Raw genomic sequence first — 22,200 nt, 5'->3', positions numbered from 1 at the left:
GGATCTTCTCCGCATTTTACAAAAGGCTAACAGCTGCTTTTATCTCTTCTCGTACGGTGGTTGCGCCGGTGCCTTATAAGGTTTGGTTTGCAGGAGTTGTTTTATTTCCGTGATGGCGCGTTCCAGTTGTGGATCCACGCCGCGGGCCATATCGCCGAGGTTTTCGTCCACAGGAATATCGGGGTCTACGCCATGTCCTTCCCGGAACCAGGAGCCATCGGTATTCATCATTCTGAATGAGGGGATGGTGATCATGGCGTTATCGATCAGTGGTGGTGTGCCGCTGATGCCAATGAGTCCGCCCCAGGTGCGGGTTCCGATCAGGGGGCCCAGGCCTGTTTTGCGGAAATAGTTCGGGAAGGCGTCTCCGCCGGAGCCGCTCCAGCCGTTGATCAGCATGACCTTAGGTCCGAAATGTGCGAATTCCGGATTAGGGGCCGGACTACCATCTCTTGTTGCCCAGTAGGCAAGTGGTTTACGGTTCAGCATTTCAATAAAGCGGTCGGGAATCTGTCCACCATTATTGAATCGCTCATCTATGATAAGTGCCGGCATATTCCATTGTGCATTGAATTGCCGGATCAGTTCGTCCTGGCCGTCGATGCCGGTGCTGGGCACATAGATATATCCTGCCTGGTTATTGGTGGCCTCAGCCACGCGTTTTCGGTTACTTTCTATCCATGCCAGGTGCCTGAGGCGATAATCGCTGCCGATAGTTTTTACCACCGCTTTCTTTGCGCCTTCTGCGGAAGGACGTGTGTTCCAGGTCAGCTCTACTGTTTTGCCGGCGAGGCCTTCGAAGGGTGCGTAGGGTTCCTGTGTGGTGGTGAGTGGTACACCGTTCACTGCAAGGATATAATCGCCTTCGTGGATGTTTACGCCAGGCTCATCGAGGGGATTCCGCACTTCTGCATTCCAGGCGGCGCCGCGGATAATCCGTTTGATCTTGTAATAATCACCGTCTGCTTCCCAGTCGACCCCGAGGTAGCCCATGTTTTCCCGCTTACCTTCTTCCAGATCGCCGCCGATGTTATACGTATGAGATGAGCTCATTTCTCCCAACACTTCATTTATTACAAATTTCACCTCATCTCTTGTGCGTGCGCCTTTCAGCAGGCGGAGGTATTTATCTTTCACGTCATTCCAGTTCACGCCATGCATGCCGGGATCATAGAAATAATCTCTTTCGAGGCGCCAGGCGTCCATAAACAGCTGTTTCCATTCCTGTTCCGGATTCACTGTCATCTCCATTTCTGCTACTCCCATGGCGGTATCTATTTTCTGGTTTTCAGCAACCTCTATGACGCCGTATTGCCCGGTGTTCACCAAAATGCGGCTGCCGTCGGCGGAAAGCTCGTAGGCGCCGGGGTTGCGGATGATCGTCTTTACCTTTCTCGTGGCGATGTCGTAGTACTGCAGATTTGCTTCCTGCGGCCCCTCTTCTTCATTCGGAGGCGTGCTGTTGTTCAGGAAAAGGATCTTACCTTTCACCGCTCCGAGGCGGGAATAGTTGCCAGCAGGAACCGGCAGCAATTCCAGTCTTGCTTCCATATTATCGGTATCAATCCGGGTGGCTTCTTTTTTCTCTTTACCGGCAGGAGGTGTTTTGGTTTTCTTGTCTTTTTTATCGGCTGCAGGCTTCTCTTCTTTGGCTGCCTCACTGTTTTCCTTTACTGCATCGTTGCGGGTAGCAAGCAGCGAGGGCGTACTTTTCTCCAGCCCGATTACACCTATCAGCGTACTGCTGGTATAGATAAAAGTATTGTCGATGCTGCTGTAGCTGGGATGAAACGCCTGATTGGTGATCACATAGAGATATTTCCCGGAGTCATCAAAAACCGGTCTTGCGCAGTCATAAAAACCGCTGGTTACCTGATATCGCTGGCCAGCGCTAACATCATAGAGAAACACGGCTTCATGGCGGTTTTCCATATCACGGCTATACGTCAGCCATTTGCTGTCGGGCGACCAGCTGAAGTTAAAGCCATCAAATACATCCGGCGAATAGTGCAGGGCTTTGTCTATCTCCGTCACTTTACCGGTAGCCATTTCCAGCAGCTGGATCTTCATATGCTGGTCTATGAATGCCACGTGTTTTCCATCCGGCGACCAGTAAGGCCGGTAGCGGAATCCGGGACCGAGGTGAGAAACCTGTGTAGCTGCTTCCTCCTTACCCGGAGTAGCCACCCACAGCTCGTATTCGCCTGATTTATCGCTCCACCAGGCTATTTTCTTCCCATCGGGCGACCATACGGGGTATCGCTCTGCAACGCCACTGCTACGGGTAAGATCCTTGACATAGCCATTTTTGGCGGGCAGGGAAAATATATCGCCCCTCGCGCTGACTAGCGCCCGCTGGCCGTCGGGACTGAGAGATGCAAACTGGATATAATCGCGAACGTGCATGTTATGTGGTTTCATGGCAGCCAGGTCGGTAGCGATGGTGATATTCACCGGCGTCGACTGCAGCGTTTCCAGCGACATCAGGAAGATCTTTCCATTAGCTTCATATACGATATCTTCCGGTCCGATCGAAGGGAAATGCACATCGTATTCGTTGTAGTGGGTCAGCTGTTCAGCGGTGCGGGTGTTGGTATCAAAGCGCCAGAGATTCATTCGCTGTTCCGATCCGCGATCCGACAGGAAGTAGATATAATTTTTATACCACATCGGGAATTCATCGCCGGTTTCGCTTTTGGCGGAGATATTTTCAGATTGTCCGGTTTTGAAGTGGAAGATATGGATGTCTGCTTTCATGCCGCCCCGGTATCTTTTCCAGTTCGAAAAGCTCTGAGAGCGGGTAGTAACAGCCATGCTGCTGCCATCGGGCGACCAGGAGCCGAATTCGGCATAGGCCAGCGGCAATTTAACAGCGCTGCCGCCTTCTTCGGGAATGGTATAAAACTGGTTGAAGCGGGATTTGGTACTCTCGCGCTGCGAGGCAAAGAGCACCTGTTTCCCGTCGGGTGTCCAGTCGACCACCCGGTCGGGGCCTCCATATTCCGTCAGCCTGCGGGGAATCCCACCTGTAACCGGCAGCACGTAAACATCCGTATTACCGTCGTAATTGGCGCTGAAAGCCAGTTTGCTGCCATCGGGTGAAAATTTGGGAAAAGATTCCAGTCCTGGCGGGGAGATCAGTTTTATCGCCGTACCGCCACCTTTGGGTACGATCCAAATGTCATTGGCATACGAAAAAGCGATTTGAGTACGGGAAACATCGGGATAGCGAAACAGGCCGGCATCTACCTGTCCATTTGCCTGTCTGCCGGCCATTACAGCCAGGAAGACCAGGAGAGTTTTCTTGATCATAAGCAATTAGATTTTGAAGAATTATTGGTTGATAAGGCCCCGGGTTGAGGGCCAATAACCCATTAGCTAATCTATGTAAATCCGGGCATACCAACATTATAAAAAAATCCCGATCTTTACGATGCAAAATATCAGCATATTTATGGCAAGAATACAAGACCCCGGTGGCAATGGGGGTGGCGGCAAGAGAGACAAAGAAATCAAAAAAGCAAAAGCGCGACAGGAAAAAATGGAGCGCAAGGAAGAGCGCAAGGCTAACAGCAGCAAAGGAAAAAGCCTTGAGGACATGATGGCTTATATCGATGAAGACGGGAACATCACGTCTACTCCTCCGGACCCGAACAAGAAAAAAGAAATCAATGTAGAAGACATTCAGCTGGGCCCGGCCAGACAAGTGGCAGAGGAGCCGGTTGGATCACCTGTTCGCAGAGGAGTCGTTAAATTCTTCAATGAGTCTAAAGGCTTCGGGTTTATCATTGATCAGCAAACGCAGAACAGTATATTCGTACATATCAAGCAATTGCTGGAACCGATAAAAGAGCGCGACCAGGTTACTTTTGAGATAGAAAATGGCCACAAAGGCCCCAGTGCAGTGAATGTAAAGAAGGTTAAATAAAAGTTCAGTTATACTATACTGCGAACCGAATAATGGATTAGTCGAAGAGGTATTATAATACCTCTTCGACCAAATGCCCCGGCCCCACCTGCTGTTCCTGCTGCAGGAATGCCCGTTTCACTACCCTGGCAGTTTTATGTTCTCCGGTATGGCTCCATCCCGGCGGCATTACTATGTATAGCAGTTTATTCTTCAGGCCCGGTGCATGATACATATCTTTGTACAGGTAGTAAAGTTCTCCAAAGTATACATCAAAGAAGTTATTGGGATTCATTTCTCTCGATATACCATACTCGATATCCATACCCCTTCTTTCGTGCTGAAAAGTGCCGAACACCTTATCCCAGATATTAAGCAGGTTGCAGAAATTGGTATCCATATACAGTGGATTTTTGGCATGATGCACCCGATGATGGGAAGGTGTCAGGATGATGTTGTTCAGGAATCCCAGCCGCCCGTCTTTGATCAGGTTTTCGCCCACATGTATGAATGAACCCCAGGTACCATCGATGAACATAATGATGAACAGCATTGGCGGATTAACGCCCATCAGTATACAGATGCTGGTGCGGATCACATCCGCATAGGGCGCCTCCAGGAAGAAGTGCGCATAGGTCACAGAGAGGTTCATGGATTGCGGCGCATGGTGGGTGGAATGCAGGCACCAAAACAGGCGCACCTTATGCCCCAGGTAGTGATAAATAAAATGCGAAAACTCCCAGACAATGTATCCATAGATGAACCAGTACCAGGTTATAGTGGTATGAAACAGTGCATACTTTTCCAGTAATCCGATACAGAAAGCCACGGCAGCGATGGAAAGGAAGCGGGATATGAAGCGATTGGCTACAAAAATAAAGAAGGGCATTTTGTAGTCTTCAATCTTAAAACGCTTGTAGAATCCCGCCCTGATCACCTCCAGCAGCAGCAGGAAAGGAATCAGTGGTGAAACGGCGGCAAACACGCCGTTCAGGGTGAGCAGCGATTTATAGTCTCCGCTTTTGCATATTGCGATCAACTGAGAAATACCCAGGAACCCAATTATCTCCTGGTATAAGGTCTGAAAAAAAGCCATAACGCGTCCAAAATTTATAATGTATACACAAATCAACAGTTTGTACATACAAAGTACGCAAATCGGACGGAAATTGCAAAGTCTTTAGTGATCAAAGCGGAGGAAATAAATCCCGGCAACCTCATCCGCTTTGATCACTAAAGATTAATACTATAGGCTGGTGGTTGCTGTTACAAAGTAGTCCAGGCAATGATCCCGGAGTGAATGCAGGTAGAAATCATCCCACTGGATGCCTGCAGTTACATCGTTCATCTTCCTGAGCAGCATCAACCTGTTGATGTTGTTAAGCAGGCTGTAGGGTATGCGCAGCATGAAGGCCGGCAGGTGGTGTTGCAGGTTAAAAATATCATACCGGGTAAAACGCTGCACGCTGCGTTTGTTTTCTTCATAATAGGTCATCACAGTCTGGTTTCCGTAAATGCCCTCCACCCGGGCCTGCGGGAAGTTTGCTGCTATCAGCGCCAACATTTCCTGCGGCAGATATTCGCGGACATGAAAGGGATTGCGGCTAAGCGAAGTGAATTTGTTAGGGGTTGTCAGCAAAAGCCGGCCGCCGGGCTTTAATACACGTCTGATCTCGCGTAGCAGGGCGTTGTCGTTTTTGATGTGTTCAATCACCTGAAAACAGATCACTGTATCGAACGAATGATCGCTGATACCCTGAAGCGATGGCAGCTGACATTGCCTGAAAGCAGCGTTGGGCGGCAACTGCCGGGTGGGCTTCTTTTTGTCGACCGACAGATAATGACCGGCATACGGCGCCAGCATATCCATGCCGTATCCATCGCCGCAACCCAGCTCCAGTACCTGTTTATTGCGGATATATTGCTCAGGTACAGATTTGTAGGCAAATACATGCCGTTGAAAAACGTAGTTATTAATAAAAGAAGAATGACTGGTCCGTTCTGCTGTTTTCAATAATGCTATCATAGTAACGCCATCTTTTGATAAAAAATAAAAAGCATTACTACTACACGCGAGTGATCAAAAACCCTTATCGCCGTCGCGAGAAATTAATATTATAAAAGAGCCCGACCTGCCCTCCTATCCAGCTTTTTGTGTTAAGGCCTTTGTCTGGCGTATAGGACTTGCTGATAGTAAAAGGCAGATCAATAAAATTCATGTTCTTCAACAGCAGATCCGTCATACCCGGTTCCAGCACAAATGGTGCATCATTCTGATAAAAGTGGGTTTGCATATTATTGTATGTGACGCCGAACTGCAGGCGAAAACGGGAGCTTATTTGCCTGTCGGCCAGCAGTGCACCTTTCAGTAAACGAGCCGTTGCCTTTCGTTTGTAGGTGAGCGTATCGTAGTTGCGGCTAACATTACCGGTAGTGAGCTGCAGGTGCAGGCGCCAGTTTTCGCCCAGTCCAATGGAAGAACCTACGCCCCATTGAATGCTGTTAAGATTGAAATTGGAATTCCTGGAGATGATCCCGTAAAGGAATGAAACACCTGCCTGAATGGCTGGATTCAGGTAAAATAGTTCCGTGGTATAAACACCTGCATTCAGCAGCAACAGCTGATTGGGCTCGCTGCTGCGGCCTAACACTTCAGGCCGGGCATAGCGGGGGCGGCTGGAAAATATCCAGGGGCGCTTCTCTCTGCGCGGTGCGCGTACCTGCTTGTATACCAGCGAACCATCCTGTGCCCTGAAGGGGCCATTGGAGATATACCGGTTACGGCTAAACGTTAATTGGAAATGATGGGCAGTATCATCAGGAGTAGTTGGCTTATGCGAGACTACCTGGTTGTGTGCGCCGATAATATCGGCTGGTATAATGGTATCTCTGTAAGACAAATACATACGCGGTATAGCATGTAAATTCCAATGCTGTACATCAGGTACAGGTACTACTTTTTTCTTTGTTGGTTCACTATCTACGAAGATGATATGACCTCCGAGTGTTTTGTACCTTATCCCTGTCGTATGTTTGATTTCCGCCAACAGCTGCGACAGTTGTATTGTTTCAGCCGAAAGGCGAATGACCCGCGACGGGGGAAACTTCCGGGTATTCACTGAAAAGCGGGCGCCGGTTTGCCTGCTGACGATAGCCAGCAGGGAATCGAAGCGTATATACGTTGACGGTAGTAACACCTTTCGTTGCAGGCTCGATTGGCCCGCAGCTGGTATTGTTATTCCAAAGAAGAGAAACAGCGAGAGTGCCAGAACATGTCGTAGGTTAATTGCATCCATTGCCACTGATATACACTATATTTTTATCTATCCTGTACCGGACATTCAATGTAATTGAGACTACATCCAGGATGAACGTAAGCGGTTTATTTTCGAAAGCGCTGCTCATGGTGCAGGTTTCCAGTTTCTTATTTTCAAAAACTACTTTTACCTGATACGCTTTCTCCAATGCCGACGCCACTTCCCGGAGGGTAGCGTTATTGAAATTAAAGGAGCGTTGCCCGGTTGATTGAGCAGGTTGCCTCGGGTTCATAAACCGGCGATCCGCCTGCAGGTATATTGTACTTTCACCCGCCCTGAGTGTGATGACAGAATCCGGGCCTGATACCTGCACAGCGCCTGTCCGGACATTTATTGCTATAGCCGAATCCTGTTGGCTTACATCAAACGACGTACCCAGTACTTTCACTACCACTTCCCCGGTATTTACCAGAAACGGTTTGGTGGAAGCAGATGTTACATCAAAGGATGCATTTCCGGAAAGATATACCTGCCGGTTTTTTCCGGAAAACCCGGGGGCATAACGGATGGAGGAATGGCTGCCGATTACCGCCACCGACTGATCCGGCAGGGTATCCCGCAGCACATTGTTGCCGGCATCACGAACAACCCAGTCTGCCACCTGTTTCACCGGATTGTTGCGGGGAATGAGGTAGAATGTAGCCAGTGCCGCCAGCAGCAACATTGCTGCGGCGGCGGTCCACTTCATGATGACAGCAGGCCTGCGTTGTTTATTTTGCTGCATGCGGATAGCGGAAAGTAATGTCGGCTTTCCGGGTAACTGCCAGGCAGGATGATTGGAGGTGCTGTTCCATACTTTCATTGCCTGATCCAATACAGCGCGGTTTTCCCTGCTGGCGCCGGCCCATTGGTCGACCGCCATGGCTTCTTCCGGGGATGCTTCGCCCGACAGGTACTTTGCCAGGATTTCGTCATCTATCTGTATGTGATCAGGATGGTTCATCATTACTTAAATTTTTACAGGAGATGGAAAATGATCAGGCTGATCAAAATATCCAACAGTTTTGCCCTTAGTATCTTTAATGCCTTACCCATCTGTGCTTCCACGGTTTTCACCGAAATGCCCAGTTCTTCAGCGATTTCGGCGTACTTTTTATCTTCAAACCTGCTTTTGGTGAAAATAAGTCTGCACTGAGGTGCCAGTGCATCAATATGCTCCATAATCCGCTGACGGGTTTCCTTACTGATCAGCTGATTGCCCCCCTCCTGGTTTGCATGGGTATTTTCAGCCGCATATCTTGTTTTTACTTTTTCGTGTCGTTTTATATTAAGACAATAGTTATATACAGCTGTATACAGGTACGATTTTACCGACTGCTCCCCGTTAATGAATGCTCTTTTCTCCCATAGTTTAAGAAATACGGCCTGCACAGCGTCTTTGGCAGCATCGTTATCTTTCAGGATAGTATAGGCATAACGGTGCAGGCCTTCATAATTATCATGAAAGTATTGTTCTACCTGAAATTTATTCCGCTCCAATTGCTGATCCAATTCCCAACGCTGTTATAACTGTAATACACCTGAACGCCTTCAAACCCTTATGCAGTGAAAAAAATTTATTCCCTGATAAAGTTGACGAGTGGGGTCAGTAACGACGGGCACAAAGGTAAGGGAGAAGCACTATTCGAAGATGACTGGGTATCTTTCAGAAGATGGGGCATGCCGCCAATCAGCTCCAGGCGGGCGGCAGGCAGGCATTGCTTTAATTGCCGGGCCTGGGCAGGTGGTATCTGCACATCCGCGGTACCATTCAGTATCAGTACGGGTATTTTCACCTGACTGATCAGGCTGCAGGGCAATAATCTGACAGCGCTTTTCCAGTATTCATATATTCCGGGGTTGAAAAAAATGTGGAGTGCCTCCGGTACAGCCACGGGGTCCTGCTGGTCGCGGAGTGTATGGAAGATGCTCACCGCGTTGCGGTACAGGCTATCGGGCAGCCTGGGTTTCAGTTGTGCGAGCAGGATCTGGTCCATCGGATCGGCGGGGCCAGCCAACGATACGAGGCTTTTGAATGTATGCTGCTGTGCCATCATACTTCCGATGAGGGCGCCCTCGCTGTGCCCGATCACGACTACGCCGGAAAAGCGCTGATCGTGCTGCAGATGTTCCAGCCAGGTTACTGCATCAGTCATATAATCTTCGATGGTTACTTTCCCGGGTTCTTTTTTAAACCCGCTGCTGCTTTGTCCAACCCAGCGTTTATCGTACCGCAGCGAGGCAATTCCCGCAGCGGCCAGTGCATTTGCGAGCAGGCGGTAGCCGTCGGCGTCGGCCTTGCCAACGAGTATACTATTGCCGTTGCGGTCCGTTGGCCCGGAGCCTGCAATGATCAATGCCACCGGGCAGGTTTTTACGTTGTCCGGGATCAGGAGTGTACCGTATAAAGTACCTCCATCGGCAGTGCCTACCGAGTCGGAAGATTCCATTCTGCTCAGGGCCGGCGCTCTGCCCTTTGTATCGGCTATTGAAAAACCGGCAATATGATGCAGGCTGTCGAGTGCCACTCTGAAAGTGATAACAGCCTGTTTAAAATGATTCTCCGCAAATACAAGGCGGTAGCCACGCTGCATGACGATCCGTTGCGAAGCAAAGGTTTCCCAGGTACCATAGGTACGCTCCATCTGCGCCCATAGCTGTTGAAGTATATCCGGCGTTACCTGTCTTTTCATGTTGCCATCCATATCCCGGGTGGCCTCATTCCAATTGCCTTTCCCCATTTGTTCAAAGAAGTTGCTCACCACCCGGTCTTTTTCCTGCGCCAACATGTTGAGCGGCAACAGGCAATAAATCATCAGTAAAATAGATTTCAACAGTTTATGATTCATGAGGGAGATTTTTATAGATGATAAAGGAATAAATGGTTAGCATACCTACTGTCGCAAATATGATAATGGTTACCAGGATGTGGGTCTGCAGCACATTCAGCATCAGCGAGGCTATCAGGCCAACAATTCCTGCAATGAAAAACACTACGCCGCCCAGGCGGTGCGTTCTGCGCCATACCGTTTCATTTTTCAGCGTCCAGGGAGTGCGTATCCCAATGAACCCATTGGGCTTAATACTGTAAGTAAGATTGCCCATTACTGCCAGGAAGGCAAAAATCAATCGAGGTACCAATTTCTCCATGCGGGCGCCATCTGGCATCACTATCATTGCAAGCGGTATCAGTGAAATCATGAGATGCGTGCCTATCCAGATGATCCTTGCGTAGCTATCGGGTAAGGGTTTGGGTTCCATCTTGCGATATACGACTGAGAACAGCTGGTATATGAAAATGTTGATGATCACTATCACCAGCACGGTTATAACGAAACCTCTCATAGCAGCGCTTTCAGCAGGTATTCTTCCGGTTGCCGACAACATTTCATAGATGGGTATACAGCAGAATAATATCATCAGTGCAGCTTTACACCAAAACATAATTGGCAACAGATACTTCACCTGCTGGTCCCTGCCTCTGGTCCATTGAGGCAGGAACAAGGGAAGAGACATAGCGCCGTAAACCAACAGGCTGCTCACCACCATGCCACCAACGAGTCCGAGGGGCGATGAATGGCCGTCTACGACCCACTTCCCATCTGGCCCAATGGTGTAATGAGAGGGCAGCATGCCTGGCAATTCAGGCTTCAGATACAGGTATACAAGGAAAGGTATTGGCAGTAACAGCATTATTGCTATTTCCTTCATCCATTTAATGTTTTTCATAACCGGGGCTTACTTTCTTTTTGACAGGTATAGCATTAACAGAAAATTGCAGCATCCATTTCAGTAATTCATCCATTACTGTGGTGTTAAGGGAATAAAAAATGAACTGCCCCTTCCTGACGCTGGTCACCAGACCGGCCTGCTTCAATAGGTCCAGGTGATGGGAGATCGTTGGTTTGGAAAAATTGAAATGGTCTGCTATCTGTCCCGCCGTCATGTCGTCCTGCTTCAATAACTCCAGGATGTCTCTGCGTGTTTTGTCGTTCAGGGCTTTGAATACATTGTTCATAAGCAGATATTTAGACAACTATCTAAATACTAAATTAATGCGCCGTTTGATATCTTCCAAAAAAATAATTACTAAGCATAAAAAAGGACGCGCTTATGAAAGCGCGTCCTGCTGATATGACTTCATTCATTCAGGGTGCAATTTCGATTGCTGTACCTGCCTGCCAGTCTTTAAGTTCCGGCGTATAATACAGATAGCAGTTTCCGGCTTTAGCCTTGTAGGTGCCGGGGATATCGGCTTTCAGATCCAGCTTCACTGTTTTGGTTTCACCCGGGCTGAAGCCCATCCAGTAGAGTACGAGGTAATTATCGAATATTTCGTACCAGGCCAGCTGCTTCGTATCAACCATCTCTTTGAGTTGCCAGGGTTGCAGCGACAAACCCGCGGGAATCCCTATCCTGGCGATAGACATAGGCTGTAGTTCGGAGCGGGTATTTTTCACTGTGATATTCATTCTCACCGTTTCCCCTACCCTGGTACGGGTGTTGCCCAACGTGGTACTTAAAGCCAGTGGCGCACCGGGATTGGCTTGCGGCTGCAGGGTATAATAAGATACCTGCATGCTGTAAGGTATGCCGTTATTATTGGAATACTGAGCAGTGAATTCATTCTCGTTGTTCCGGATTAATCCGGTCAACGCGTCGTTTGGATGCACAGCCTGTCCATTCAGCTGAAAGCTGACACTACCTGCGCTTTCCAGGCGGCCTTTGATTTTCACGTAATCAACGATGGCGCTCAGGGCCAGCACGGTTCCCTGCGTAGAGCCGTAGCCGTAGTAACTCTTTTCCGACAGGATTTTGGAAACCAGTTCCGCCATGGTAGCCACTTCCGGCGTTTTCTCCCGGGCGAGGGCCATTACAAACAGCGACATTGTTTCCACCCTTAGCGATACTTCCCGGGAGTTTACTACGGTAGTAGCAGCAGGAAGTTTACCGTTACGGTAGCTGTTTTTCAGCGCGCTCATCAGCCGGTCGAAATCAGCTGTATTCGCCATATTATCTGCCGCCAGTGCTATCAGGGCCTGCTGGTAAGCATCGCCGGAAGTCAGCGCCCGCGCTACGCCCGATTCGTATTCCTTTTGTATTTCCTGTTTTACACCGGCCTGGGTCAGGGCATACACGATGTACAGATCTGCAATAGTTGCCGGTACAGATGCGAACCTGTCGTATCCGCCTGAGGCAGACTGGAAACCACCTTTCCCATTCCGCCGTTTCAGAAGGAATGCTTTGGTGCGGTTCAGCATGTTTTTATCGACGTTGATGAACGACTGCATATCTGTGAACTCCAGCAAGCCGTAAGCCGTCAATGCTTCATGTGGTGGCGTATGGCCAAACCATTCGAAGCCTCCTTCCGTTGTTTCGAATCCCACCAGGCGTTTATAGCCTTCCTCAATATAGTCCATCGCTTTACTTTCTGCCTGATGATTGGATTTGCCGGATTCTTTCAGGTATTTCAGAATCAGGATATTCGGATACGTGGAAGAAGAGGTTTGTTCAAAACAGCCATGGGGCTCACTCAGCATGGATTCAATCCCGTCGAGCAGTTGTCCTTCGAGGCTGGTGAATACCTGCAGACGCGAAGTGACACTTCCTTTCACCGGCTGGCTCATTACAAAACGATGTTGCGCTGATTTATCTCCTGAGAAAGTATAATTCACCGGGAAACCTTTTTCGGCTGCTTCAATGGGGAGAGAAAGTGCTACATGCCCATCTATTCCTGCCACTACAAATCGTATGTTACCTTTGGTACGGGCAATGGCTTCCAGCGGTATAAGCACCTGGCGGGAGTTATTGGCTGCGACCTCTACAATGTTTTCATATTTTCCTATGCTAATATTTTCCGGCGTAGTGAGGGTGATGCCGAGTTTCATATGATGACTGGTGTTATTCCTCAGTACCAGTGGTACGAGTACTTTATCGCCGGCGGTCAGATACGGTGGTATTTTTGCATCCGTTTCCAATGCGCTTCTTGCCGACCAGGTAGCTTCTTCTCTTCCGGCCCGGCCATCCCAGGAAATACCTTCCGCGATAGCCCTGAAAGTAGTCGTAGCATCGGAGTTATAGCAGGTTATGGTTGCCGTACCAGTTTCATCGGTTTGCACGACCGGGTTCCAGTAGATCGTTTCGCGGAAGTCGGTACGCTCGGTTGTTTCCGTTGAAGCATAGCGTGGCGCATAGAAACGACGGGCCACCGTATATGCGTTAGCGGGACTATTCACAATACTGGTAGCATAGTAGTTTTTTTGTCCTACGTTTAGCCGTATCCGTTCTTTTGCCTTCCGCGTGGTACTAATAATGATAACCCCGTTTACCGCCCTGCTTCCATATATAGCTGTAGCATCTGTACCTTTCATCACCGTTACTTCGGTAATATCATTTGGGTTGAGGTCACCCACCAATCCATTAAAGACGATGCCATCCACTACAAACAGCGGTGTATTATTACCGGTAAGTGATGTAGTTCCCCGAAGTCTGATATCCTTTGCAGCACCGGGATTGGCGTTAGCGGCCACCTCCACTCCTGCTACCCGTCCCTGCAGCAAGCCCTGTACACCTGCGGGCGCCAGTAATTCGTTTGCAGTAACAGCAGCTACACTGCCTGTCAACATTTGTTTCTTCGCCACTCCGTATCCTATTACCACCACTTCTTCCAGTTTTTTGTCGTCGCCAACCGGCACCGCCTTTTCATCGATCGCCACTATGTTATTAATTGCAGCGGCATCCGCCTTCAGTTCTGGTATGCCAGGTTTTGGCAGGAGGCCAAATCCCTGTTCGAGTAGCTTAATGTTGCGAAGCTTATTATATCCTATTCCTGACTCATCCATGCGGATGCTAACAGTCTGGCTGCCCAGCAACGACCTGGCTAAAACATAGTAGGTATTGCCCGCGCTAAGTCCAGGGAAATAGAATACGCCGTCTGCATCAGTAATAAGTTTCAGGGCTTTTCCTTTATCGGCTGTATTCACCAGGAATACGGCAGCTTTCACCGGAACATTGTTTTTATTTACCACTACCCCACTCACTACGTAACCTGCATCAGGCAGGTATTTCAGTGTATTCGTTGTTCTCACTTCGGGGATATAATCAAAGTAGCGATAACCGTGGGTGAGCATCACCAGATCCAGTGCAGCGGCTGATTTCGGCTCTTCTTTTTTGAAATAAAATCCCGGTTCATCGATTTTACCTTTCAGCTCACTGCTCATCAGCAGCCAGGAAAGCATGTGATCCTGTTTATCATCGGCCATGGTCCATAGTTTATCGTCCATGACAGCCAGCGAAAGATTTGCCGGCAGCGGATGCCCGGATTCGTCGGTCGTACGTACCATCAGCTCCACCTTTTCCCGGGGCAGGTATTGCTGCTTCGTTGCAGAGATGCTTACGTGGAGGGTTTTAGCCGCATTCAGGAACACCAGCCGTTCTGCCAGGGGTACCTGGTTCCGGTTAGAGAGCGTGAACCTGGCAATACCAGCGGGAAAGGGAGTGGTATCGATTTCGAGTATTTGCCGCTCATTCTTTTTCAGCACGATGTGTTTTGAATAGACAGACATTCCCCGTGTTTCCCCCGTCAGCAGCAGCTCCTGATTAGCTGAAGCCGCGAGTTCCAACAGCAGTTTCCCGTCTCGCTTTAGTATATTCATCGTCACACCATCGGTAGTAAAAGCAGGAAAGGGATATGTTTGCCGGATGTTTAACGGAGAGATGATTTTTACGTGATATTTTTTCCCCGCTTCAGGAGTGAAGTGGAAGGCGCCCATGCCGCCATAATAGCTTTCGAATTCCTGTACGGTACGCCCGGCGTCATCCAGTACGGCGCCTTTTATATCTGCAGGTTTACCGTTTTCATTCACAGCCCGGAAAGCAATGTTAGCGTTGATGCCGGCTACCAGTGTGCCTCCTTCCGGAAGCAGCTGCAGGTCTATTTTGTTCAGTGCAATGGGGATGCTCCTGGAAACAGACTCCCGATAAGCATTGTAGTCGATTGTTACATTCAATAACCCATCATTGGTATTGAGATCAGCAGGAAGTCTGAATGTCAGTTTTGCTTTTCCTTCGTTATCTGTTGTGGTGGATGAAGTATTTACCAGTTTGCCTCCGATCGATACTTTAAACGATACCGGCTGATTACGAATTGGCTGATCGGACAGGCTACGCGCCGAATAATCTGCCAGTACTTCGTCTCCCGGTCCATATCCCTTCTTTGGAAAATCCAGTTTCATCAGTACTCTGGGCGTCACTACTTTCTGCAGTGTCAGTTCTTTTGTAAAAAAGGTACTATCGGTTTCATTGCGCATCCAGGTGGTGTAGGCGCTGATCTTATAGATACCACCGGCAGCATCATCGTTGAAGGAAAAAGAACCTTCCGTGTATCCGTCTTCCACCTTGTAAAACTGTCTTTTAAACACTTTACCTGCAGGATCCACTATTTCCACATTTACTGATTTGCTTACCGTGGAAGGCCGCTGGCTGCGCGCATTTACGAGATATAACTTAAAGAACACCTCATCGCCCGGCTGAAAAAAAACATGACTGGTTTGTATATAGATCTTCTCTTTATATTTCCCGTAATCGGGTTGCTGTGCGAAGCTGGTAGCAATGAAGAGCAGGAAGAGGCTCACAAAACTGATCATCTTTTTCATAATCTCAGAATTGAAGGGATACATTAAATCCAAATGTTTTAACAGATGGCAGGTTAAAGAAATCGAGGCCGGTTGTGTTGCTCTGATCGAACAGGTATTGCTCCGGGTCAACACCATTATAGGGGGTCCACAACAGGAGATTATTCCCGTAAGCGCTGAGCGTCAGTTCCCGGAAAACATGCCGGAACGGCTGCCGGTAGCTTAGTTTCAGGGTATTCAGCCGCAGGCAGCTGGCTTTTTCTATATAGTCTTCCGCCACGCCTGCCGGCCCGTATCTTACCCAGCGATTCTCCTGTAGTGGTTTGGAAGGATTATAAAAATCGACCGGGATGTTGTTGGGTTGTCCGTTCAGTTGTACACCGGGGAACACATATCCCACCGTATTTCTTTCAGCGGCGGACTGGCCGGAGCGGCCATAATAATCGAGCATGGCTCTGGTGCCATTCCAGCGCTGGCCGCCCTGTTTCCAATCCAGTTCAGCGTTGAGCGCAAAGCGCCACCATTGTATGGTATTGCTGAGTTTCAACTGGAAATCGGGTGTAGGGTTTCCGATGACAGCCTGGGTTTTAGCGACCATGGGGAAGCCATCGGGGCCAATTAAGCGGTTACCCGCCGCATCGCGGAGCCAGGCACTGCCAGTGATAACGCCCAGTGGCTGCCCTTCTACCAGTGTCGTATATACGTCGTTGAACCCTGCGATGGGTGTGTAGTTATAATGGTCATATACCCGGGTTACCTTGTTGCTGTAAAGGGACAGAGAAAGTGTATGCGTAGTGGTTAGTTTTTTGTTGCCGGGTTTCAGCGCCGGTGTATTGAATCCCGCTTCCACATCAATTCCGGTGGTACGATGATCCGCCATGTTTTTCAGCAGCAGGCGACCGTTATCGTTCACCGGAAAGGGATCATGCTCCACGTCTTTCATAAAAACGCTGACGCCAAAATTGAGCCTGTTTGTGTAGATATTCACTCCGTTGGTCCACTCTCTGCGCAATACCGGATCGAGGTGATCAAAGTTGGCCACTTCCTGCACAGGATTGTATTTTGCCATATCGCGGGTACGGTATTGCAGGAGATTGATATAAGCGAGGGAACGGTTAAGCGGCAGCTCACCGGCGCTCTGTACAAATGTAGAAAACAGCTTTAGCTCCCAGGGGGTTCTGGCCGATGTATTCAGCGGATGTGTTACCGCAAAGTTGGCATCAGGCAGGAAATAATGCGGAGTAGTACCGGTGTTCGACAGGTAGATCTTATTTCCGAGATTCAGATCGAACCGCCACCTCCAGTGCTCCGTCCACGAAGTTTCGTAACGGACATTTATTTCATTGGTACTTCGCTGATAAGCGTAGGCAGCTCCAGGCTGATAGCTGATGTCCGACTTTGATTCAGAGAAAATATCGTGGATGATCCATTTCGAATCGAGTCCATAAATTCCGTAAAGTACCTTGCCGATTGCTTCTGCCTTCAGGAGGTACAGCCGGTCTGTTTTATTCCGGTGTAGCTCCAGGCCGGCGGGAAATCCGGCAGTACCGGGCTTGTACCCTTCGTTGCTGTTTTCCGTTCTGTTCTCATACGACTGGGAAATGCGGTATATCACCTGTCGGTAAGCATTTCTTTCGAGCATCAGTGCTGCACGTTGCTCTCTTGCCCGGAAATAGTTGTTGTTGTCTGAAAGCAGGAACCAGGGATTATCGGCCTGGCTGCCGTAGCTGCGCTGTCCTGCTCCGAGCGTGTAGCCCTGGCCGTTATCGAAGGTAACCGGAGTAAGTATGGCCTGTTGATAAGCACGATTGAGGAAGCCGTTGCGGTTGCTGTTTGAAAACTGCTCTCCGTAATAGTTCCAGTCGGCCGCAATACGAAGCCATTTGACAGTTCTTCCCAGCGACAGTTGCAGATTTTTATTATAGTTATTGTTTGTTTGTATGAAAGTTTGTTCGGTGCTATGCCCGAGGCGTATATTGAAATATCCCGACACCAGGCCATTTTCCTGCAAACTGGTATTGAGGTTAAAGGATTGGGAGAACAGGGAGGCATGGCGGAATATATTTCCCGTATAGGCGTTGGCGTGACGCCCGTTGCCGGTGCCTGCTGCCACCAGTTTTCCGTTAATATCGTAGGGATAAGGCTGACCATTAAATTCGAGGCCACTGAGTGCGGGGCCATAGCTGAACATTTCACCGGTTTCCGGTCCCTGCCAGGCGAGGTTGCCGTTCATGGAACGGCCCTGGCTATACGTAGTTTGGATCGTGGGAAGGCGGTTAACCGTTTTCAGGGCCACGGTAGCGGAATAGCCGCCACTGATCAGCAGGAAGCGGGCAACCGGAGAAGAGATCAGGAGTCTGTTGTTGAGTGTTCTTACGTGGAGCTTTTGCGTACCTGAACTTAAAGTACCATCCACGGGCACGGTTGGCAGCGGAGCAACAGGCATCAGGAGTTCGCCGGTGGAGTCGGCGTGGATCAGGCGCTGATAGGCTCCGGAAGTAAGCGGAGTTACGGGGAGATTTTGCTGCGCCAGTACAAAGGACGGTACCAGGAGAAACAATAGCAGATATTTCAAGGCATATATTTTTGAATTCATCAATATAAGGTTAAATGGTAAAGTGAGTTTTTAGGGTCAGCCACTATTTATTTTTTTCATAACATTAATCTTTAATTTAAAAACATCTTACTATAAATATATTAACCACCACTACTTTACAAAACCTGGCGCTTTGGCGGCATGATGCAGCGAAACAAAAAAATCCATAACCACTGAAAAAAAATTATCAGGATTCTTTTCCAGCTAAAAATAAACGGGAGGTCTATCGTAGTTAAACTTTGGGGATAGGCGCCAGGGTATCTTCATTAAAAAATAAATAACATATAGAAGTCTTATTGCCAGTTGAGAAAAGATACTTATCTTAAACCCTGTATTTTTTCATCACTAAAACTCAGTATGACTATGAAACTAAAACACCTGAGCACTCTGATCCTTTCCGCAGGGCTGCTGTTTATGATTGCCTGTAAGGGGAAACCCAAAGATTCAGATATTCAGGCTGGTGTAACAACTGCACTGCAGGCTACACCGGGCGTGACTGCTGAAGTAAAAGAAGGCGTAGTAACACTTTCCGGATCTGTAAAAAGCGAGGCAGACAAGGACGCAGCAGAAGCTGCGGCCAAAGTAACACAAGGTGTAAAAAACGTTGTCAACAACATTAAAGTAGAAGCGCCGGCTCCGCCGCCACCTGCTGCTGCTGCAACAACTGCAGACGATGCTTTGAAAACAGGCGTAGCTGCTGTAGTAAAGGATTTTCCTGGTATTACAGCTGACGTAAAAGATGGCGTGATCACTATCACCGGTGAATCAAAAGCTGATCGCTGGAAGAAGCTGAAAATTGCCCTGGATGCGTTGAAACCTAAGAAAGTGGATGCTTCCGGCCTGAAAATAAAATAATTGTTCACCCTAAAAAAGCAAAACCATGTCAGCACTAACCGACAAATATAAAGAACTGATTGATACAGCTCAGTCGTCCGGCACTACAGATCTGCAGGTAAACGAGCAGGATGGTGTATTACATATCGATGGCGTAGCACCAAGTGGTGCGGTAAAAGATCAGTTGTGGGATGTCTACGGAAAGATAGACCCTAACTATCTGACTGGCGATGTTGTAATGAACATCAATGTAGCCACAGCTGTATCAGGTGCAAAACTGAAAGTGACTACTGATTCTACCAATCTGAATATCCGCAAGGGGCCTGGTACCGACCAGCCAATCGTGGGTAAAGCGGCTCATGAGGAAATTGTAACCCTGATCAGCAAACAAAGCGATCAGTGGTGGCTGATCCGCACCGACGGCGGTGCAGAAGGATACTCCTATTCACAGTATCTGGAGCCGGTTGAATAAGTAGAGAAAAGATATAAGTAAAAGGAGTTGCCTGATAACCACGGGCAACTCCTTTGCTTTTTGCTACAGCCCCATCGATAAAATGGGAAAAGGCTTTCCCATACCGTCTGTTGCCGACCTGGATAATATTTTAAATCCCTCGTGCAGGTAGAATCCTACTGCCTGTCCGTTTTGTTCGTTGACGTCTACCGCAGTTACTTTTTCGTGTGCAATGGCATAACTCAGCAGTGTTTTTCCGATACCTGTACCACGGGCCCCCGGATGTACAAACAGCATCTCCAGTTTATTGTCTGCAATCCCCATGAATCCTGCTATATCCCCGGCCGCATTCCTTACACAGTATAGCTTCACCGCTTTCAGATATTCATTCAGGATAAGTGGTTTGTAAAAGCGTATATCCTCTTCCGTTAAAAAATCGTGTGTGGCCCTTACTGAAGCTTCCCATACTTCGGTTATTTCCCTGAAATCAGCTTCGCCAGCCTGTTCTATCTTATGTTCCATACCGCAAAGATAACGATTAACGAAATTTCCGGCGCCGCTAACTGTTACGCCCACACGAAAACTAATACAACAGCCGGCATCTCTCCGAAAAAATTCATTTATAAAACGGGTATTCGCGATTGTTAAGAAATATAGCCTAATCAGTTGATCCGTCATAGACATCGTCTGAAAATTTTGAACATGATAACTATTATGTATTACATACTACTATTAAAAACATATATCCAGGCAGCGTTGAAGTATATGCCATCCCCGGTTACGGTGCTGTTCAATTTGGCTATCATCGTTTCCAAAGGCACACCTTCCAGGGCAGGAAAGTTTGTTACCTTATGGCAGCAAACGCCCGCTGGATGGAAAATTACGAGGGTAATCAGCTTGCATTAGTGGCATGTTTTGGGCTTATAAAAATTTATCTGCAAAAAGTTGAAAAGGTAATATCTTGCGTCCGCCACGTTAAAACACTTGCAGGAAAATGAAGACTTCGCCCACACCTCCTATCGGCCGGCCCTTCAGCCGGATAATGGCTAATTACAAAATGATCAGGCTATTTTTTGTTGCTATCTGCAACTTAGCGGCCCTCCATGTATCTGCCAAAACTATTGACATTACTGAGCTTGGCGCCAAAGGCGACGGCAAAACAGACAATACGGCCATTATCCAGCAGGCTATTGATCATTGCGGCAGCGGAACCATTGTTATTCCGGAGGGTAATTTTGTAACCGGACCAATTTTTATCAGGTCGGGTATCAGTATTTATCTGAAAAACGGTGCTACGCTTTCGGGTATTACGAAGCTGGATATTTATCGCACCGTGTTTTCAAAGCTTGGCCCGAAACATGTGCCAGCGCTTATTTACGGAGAGAATATTGAACATGTAACGATCTATGGAGAAGGTACTATCGACGGACAGGGCGGCGATGCAGCCTTTCAACTGGGCGACGACAGCAAGACCGGTGCCATACGCCCCATCATGCTTTATTTCAGGAACAGCCGGGATATCACTATCCGGGATATACATATCAGGAACTCCGCGTATTGGGTGCAGAAATATGAACTATGCGACGGCGTTTCCCTTCGAGGGCTCACCGTTCACAGCCATTGTAACTTTAATAACGACGGGATCGATATCAACGGCAGCAGCCATGTGGTGATTGCTGATTGCAACATAGATACCGACGATGATGCGCTTTGTTTCAAAAGTGACACAGAAGAAATGAGTGAGAACATCGTGGTAACCAACTGCCTGTTACGCAGCAATTGTAACGGGATTAAGTTTGGTACCGGCTCCAATGGGGGATTCCGTAATATTACCGTATCCAATTGCGCACTACATAAAGCTTCGGAGGAAAACCGCAGGCATTGGAAACAGCACTTTCCCTGGATGAAGCTCACAGGAGATACCACTATCTTATCTGGTATTGCCCTGGAAGTAGTAGATGGTGGGTTGATGGACCAGGTAATCGTTTCCAATGTTACCATGAGAGATGTACAAACTCCGATATTCATCCGGTTAGGCGACCGGAGAAGGGGCGCCGGGAACAGGGTCAGTGCCATCAGAAATATATCTATTCATGATGTGATTGCCAGCAGCGCCAGTGCGTTATCATCTTCCATAACAGGCCTTCCGGGTCATTGCGTGGAAAACGTTCATATCAGTAATGTACAGATTATTAGTCCCGGTGGCGTTGTACAGGATCAACAGCCACGGGCTGTTCCGGAGAATCCGGCAGCCTATCCGGAGAACAGGATGTTCGGCGTACTGCTTCCTGCATCCGGATTCTATCTCCGTCATGTTAAAAACATCACCTTCGACAATATACGGCTGCAAACCCTTACGCCTGATAGCAGGCCAGCGTTTCTACTGGATGATGTCAGCGGATTTGAAGACTACCGGTGCAGCCTAAACGGAGAGAAAGCGGGCGTTGAGCGAGTTCCAAACTCCTGATTCCTACAGGATTAAG

17 protein-coding genes are annotated in these 22,200 nt (G+C 48.4%); 5 read left to right on the top strand and 12 right to left on the bottom strand.

Going from position 1 to position 22,200, the window contains the following annotated elements; all coding sequences use genetic code 11:
* Positions 1-39: 39 nt before the first annotated feature.
* On the bottom strand, positions 40-3,312 hold the full coding sequence (locus tag UNH61_RS11995; RefSeq protein ID WP_326992229.1) for a PDZ domain-containing protein: 3,273 nt from the start codon (positions 3,310-3,312) through the stop codon (positions 40-42).
* Between the two features lie 142 nt (positions 3,313-3,454).
* Here UNH61_RS11995 and UNH61_RS11990 point away from each other — a divergent pair, with 142 nt between their 5' ends.
* Positions 3,455-3,928 carry a cold shock domain-containing protein gene (locus UNH61_RS11990; protein ID WP_326992228.1) on the top strand — a complete coding sequence of 158 codons (474 nt, stop codon included), beginning with the start codon at positions 3,455-3,457 and terminating at the stop codon, positions 3,926-3,928.
* A gap of 52 nt (positions 3,929-3,980) precedes the next feature.
* Here UNH61_RS11990 and UNH61_RS11985 read toward each other — a convergent pair whose 3' ends face one another.
* The 10 genes from UNH61_RS11985 to UNH61_RS11940 all read right to left on the bottom strand — a co-directional run bounded on the left by UNH61_RS11985 (position 3,981) and on the right by UNH61_RS11940 (position 18,432).
* Complete coding sequence (locus UNH61_RS11985) at positions 3,981-5,003, bottom strand: sterol desaturase family protein (RefSeq protein WP_326992227.1); 1,023 nt, start codon at positions 5,001-5,003, stop codon at positions 3,981-3,983.
* Between the two features lie 150 nt (positions 5,004-5,153).
* Positions 5,154-5,933, bottom strand: coding sequence for a class I SAM-dependent methyltransferase (locus UNH61_RS11980; protein ID WP_326992226.1), 780 nt, complete (start codon positions 5,931-5,933; stop codon positions 5,154-5,156).
* 64 nt (positions 5,934-5,997) lie between these two features.
* Positions 5,998-7,203: a hypothetical protein gene (locus UNH61_RS11975; RefSeq protein WP_326992225.1), complete on the bottom strand. Its 1,206-nt coding sequence runs from the start codon at positions 7,201-7,203 to the stop codon at positions 5,998-6,000.
* Complete coding sequence (locus UNH61_RS11970; protein ID WP_326992224.1) at positions 7,190-8,170, bottom strand: FecR domain-containing protein; 981 nt, start codon at positions 8,168-8,170, stop codon at positions 7,190-7,192. Before UNH61_RS11970 ends, UNH61_RS11975 begins: the two co-directional genes overlap by 14 nt.
* A gap of 11 nt (positions 8,171-8,181) precedes the next feature.
* A complete protein-coding gene (locus tag UNH61_RS11965; protein WP_326992223.1) occupies positions 8,182-8,715 on the bottom strand; it encodes an RNA polymerase sigma-70 factor in 534 nt (177 codons plus the stop codon).
* A gap of 65 nt (positions 8,716-8,780) precedes the next feature.
* Positions 8,781-10,052: an alpha/beta fold hydrolase gene (locus tag UNH61_RS11960; RefSeq protein ID WP_326992222.1), complete on the bottom strand. Its 1,272-nt coding sequence runs from the start codon at positions 10,050-10,052 to the stop codon at positions 8,781-8,783.
* Positions 10,042-10,932 carry an SdpI family protein gene (locus UNH61_RS11955; RefSeq protein WP_326992221.1) on the bottom strand — a complete coding sequence of 297 codons (891 nt, stop codon included), beginning with the start codon at positions 10,930-10,932 and terminating at the stop codon, positions 10,042-10,044. The genes UNH61_RS11960 and UNH61_RS11955 overlap by 11 nt, the downstream gene beginning before the upstream one ends.
* Entirely contained in the window at positions 10,919-11,221 is a 303-nt protein-coding gene (locus tag UNH61_RS11950; protein WP_326992220.1) for an autorepressor SdpR family transcription factor, read from the bottom strand. Before UNH61_RS11950 ends, UNH61_RS11955 begins: the two co-directional genes overlap by 14 nt.
* Positions 11,222-11,351: 130 nt before the next feature.
* On the bottom strand, positions 11,352-15,857 hold the full coding sequence (locus tag UNH61_RS11945; protein ID WP_326992219.1) for an MG2 domain-containing protein: 4,506 nt from the start codon (positions 15,855-15,857) through the stop codon (positions 11,352-11,354).
* Positions 15,858-15,861: 4 nt separating this feature from the next.
* Positions 15,862-18,432, bottom strand: a complete 2,571-nt coding sequence (locus UNH61_RS11940) for a hypothetical protein (protein WP_326992218.1) — start codon at positions 18,430-18,432, stop codon at positions 15,862-15,864.
* Between the two features lie 363 nt (positions 18,433-18,795).
* On the opposite strand from UNH61_RS11940, the gene UNH61_RS11935 reads away from it, so the two are divergent.
* Positions 18,796-19,287, top strand: coding sequence for a BON domain-containing protein (locus UNH61_RS11935; protein WP_326992217.1), 492 nt, complete (start codon positions 18,796-18,798; stop codon positions 19,285-19,287).
* A 25-nt stretch (positions 19,288-19,312) separates the two neighbouring features.
* Positions 19,313-19,738 (top strand): SH3 domain-containing protein, encoded by a 426-nt coding sequence (locus UNH61_RS11930; RefSeq protein WP_326992216.1) that lies wholly within the window; start codon positions 19,313-19,315, stop codon positions 19,736-19,738.
* Positions 19,739-19,801: 63 nt separating this feature from the next.
* Here UNH61_RS11930 and UNH61_RS11925 read toward each other — a convergent pair whose 3' ends face one another.
* Positions 19,802-20,239, bottom strand: coding sequence for a GNAT family N-acetyltransferase (locus UNH61_RS11925; protein ID WP_326992215.1), 438 nt, complete (start codon positions 20,237-20,239; stop codon positions 19,802-19,804).
* Between the two features lie 180 nt (positions 20,240-20,419).
* Between UNH61_RS11925 and UNH61_RS11920 the strand changes: the two genes are divergently transcribed.
* Complete coding sequence (locus UNH61_RS11920) at positions 20,420-20,623, top strand: hypothetical protein (RefSeq protein WP_326992214.1); 204 nt, start codon at positions 20,420-20,422, stop codon at positions 20,621-20,623.
* 88 nt (positions 20,624-20,711) lie between these two features.
* On the top strand, positions 20,712-22,184 hold the full coding sequence (locus tag UNH61_RS11915; protein ID WP_326992213.1) for a glycosyl hydrolase family 28 protein: 1,473 nt from the start codon (positions 20,712-20,714) through the stop codon (positions 22,182-22,184).
* Positions 22,185-22,200 lie beyond the last annotated feature (16 nt).

Source organism: Chitinophaga sp. 180180018-3 (genome assembly GCF_037893185.1).
Taxonomy (GTDB): domain Bacteria; phylum Bacteroidota; class Bacteroidia; order Chitinophagales; family Chitinophagaceae; genus Chitinophaga.
This window is presented reverse-complemented; position numbering and strand designations above follow the sequence as displayed.

What these genes read in the sequence shown, in the direction of transcription:
- UNH61_RS11995 (WP_326992229.1), bottom strand. Translation starts at nt 3,312, where the DNA reads ATGATCAAGAAAACTCTCCTGGTCTTCCTGGCTGTAATGGCCGGCAGA.
- UNH61_RS11990 (WP_326992228.1), top strand. Translation starts at nt 3,455, where the DNA reads ATGGCAAGAATACAAGACCCCGGTGGCAATGGGGGTGGCGGCAAGAGA.
- UNH61_RS11985 (WP_326992227.1), bottom strand. Translation starts at nt 5,003, where the DNA reads ATGGCTTTTTTTCAGACCTTATACCAGGAGATAATTGGGTTCCTGGGT.
- UNH61_RS11980 (WP_326992226.1), bottom strand. Translation starts at nt 5,933, where the DNA reads ATGATAGCATTATTGAAAACAGCAGAACGGACCAGTCATTCTTCTTTT.
- UNH61_RS11975 (WP_326992225.1), bottom strand. Translation starts at nt 7,203, where the DNA reads ATGGATGCAATTAACCTACGACATGTTCTGGCACTCTCGCTGTTTCTC.
- UNH61_RS11970 (WP_326992224.1), bottom strand. Translation starts at nt 8,170, where the DNA reads ATGATGAACCATCCTGATCACATACAGATAGATGACGAAATCCTGGCA.
- UNH61_RS11960 (WP_326992222.1), bottom strand. Translation starts at nt 10,052, where the DNA reads ATGAATCATAAACTGTTGAAATCTATTTTACTGATGATTTATTGCCTG.
- UNH61_RS11955 (WP_326992221.1), bottom strand. Translation starts at nt 10,932, where the DNA reads ATGAAAAACATTAAATGGATGAAGGAAATAGCAATAATGCTGTTACTG.
- UNH61_RS11950 (WP_326992220.1), bottom strand. Translation starts at nt 11,221, where the DNA reads ATGAACAATGTATTCAAAGCCCTGAACGACAAAACACGCAGAGACATC.
- UNH61_RS11945 (WP_326992219.1), bottom strand. Translation starts at nt 15,857, where the DNA reads ATGAAAAAGATGATCAGTTTTGTGAGCCTCTTCCTGCTCTTCATTGCT.
- UNH61_RS11940 (WP_326992218.1), bottom strand. Translation starts at nt 18,432, where the DNA reads ATGAATTCAAAAATATATGCCTTGAAATATCTGCTATTGTTTCTCCTG.
- UNH61_RS11935 (WP_326992217.1), top strand. Translation starts at nt 18,796, where the DNA reads ATGAAACTAAAACACCTGAGCACTCTGATCCTTTCCGCAGGGCTGCTG.
- UNH61_RS11930 (WP_326992216.1), top strand. Translation starts at nt 19,313, where the DNA reads ATGTCAGCACTAACCGACAAATATAAAGAACTGATTGATACAGCTCAG.
- UNH61_RS11925 (WP_326992215.1), bottom strand. Translation starts at nt 20,239, where the DNA reads ATGGAACATAAGATAGAACAGGCTGGCGAAGCTGATTTCAGGGAAATA.
- UNH61_RS11920 (WP_326992214.1), top strand. Translation starts at nt 20,420, where the DNA reads ATGATAACTATTATGTATTACATACTACTATTAAAAACATATATCCAG.
- UNH61_RS11915 (WP_326992213.1), top strand. Translation starts at nt 20,712, where the DNA reads ATGAAGACTTCGCCCACACCTCCTATCGGCCGGCCCTTCAGCCGGATA.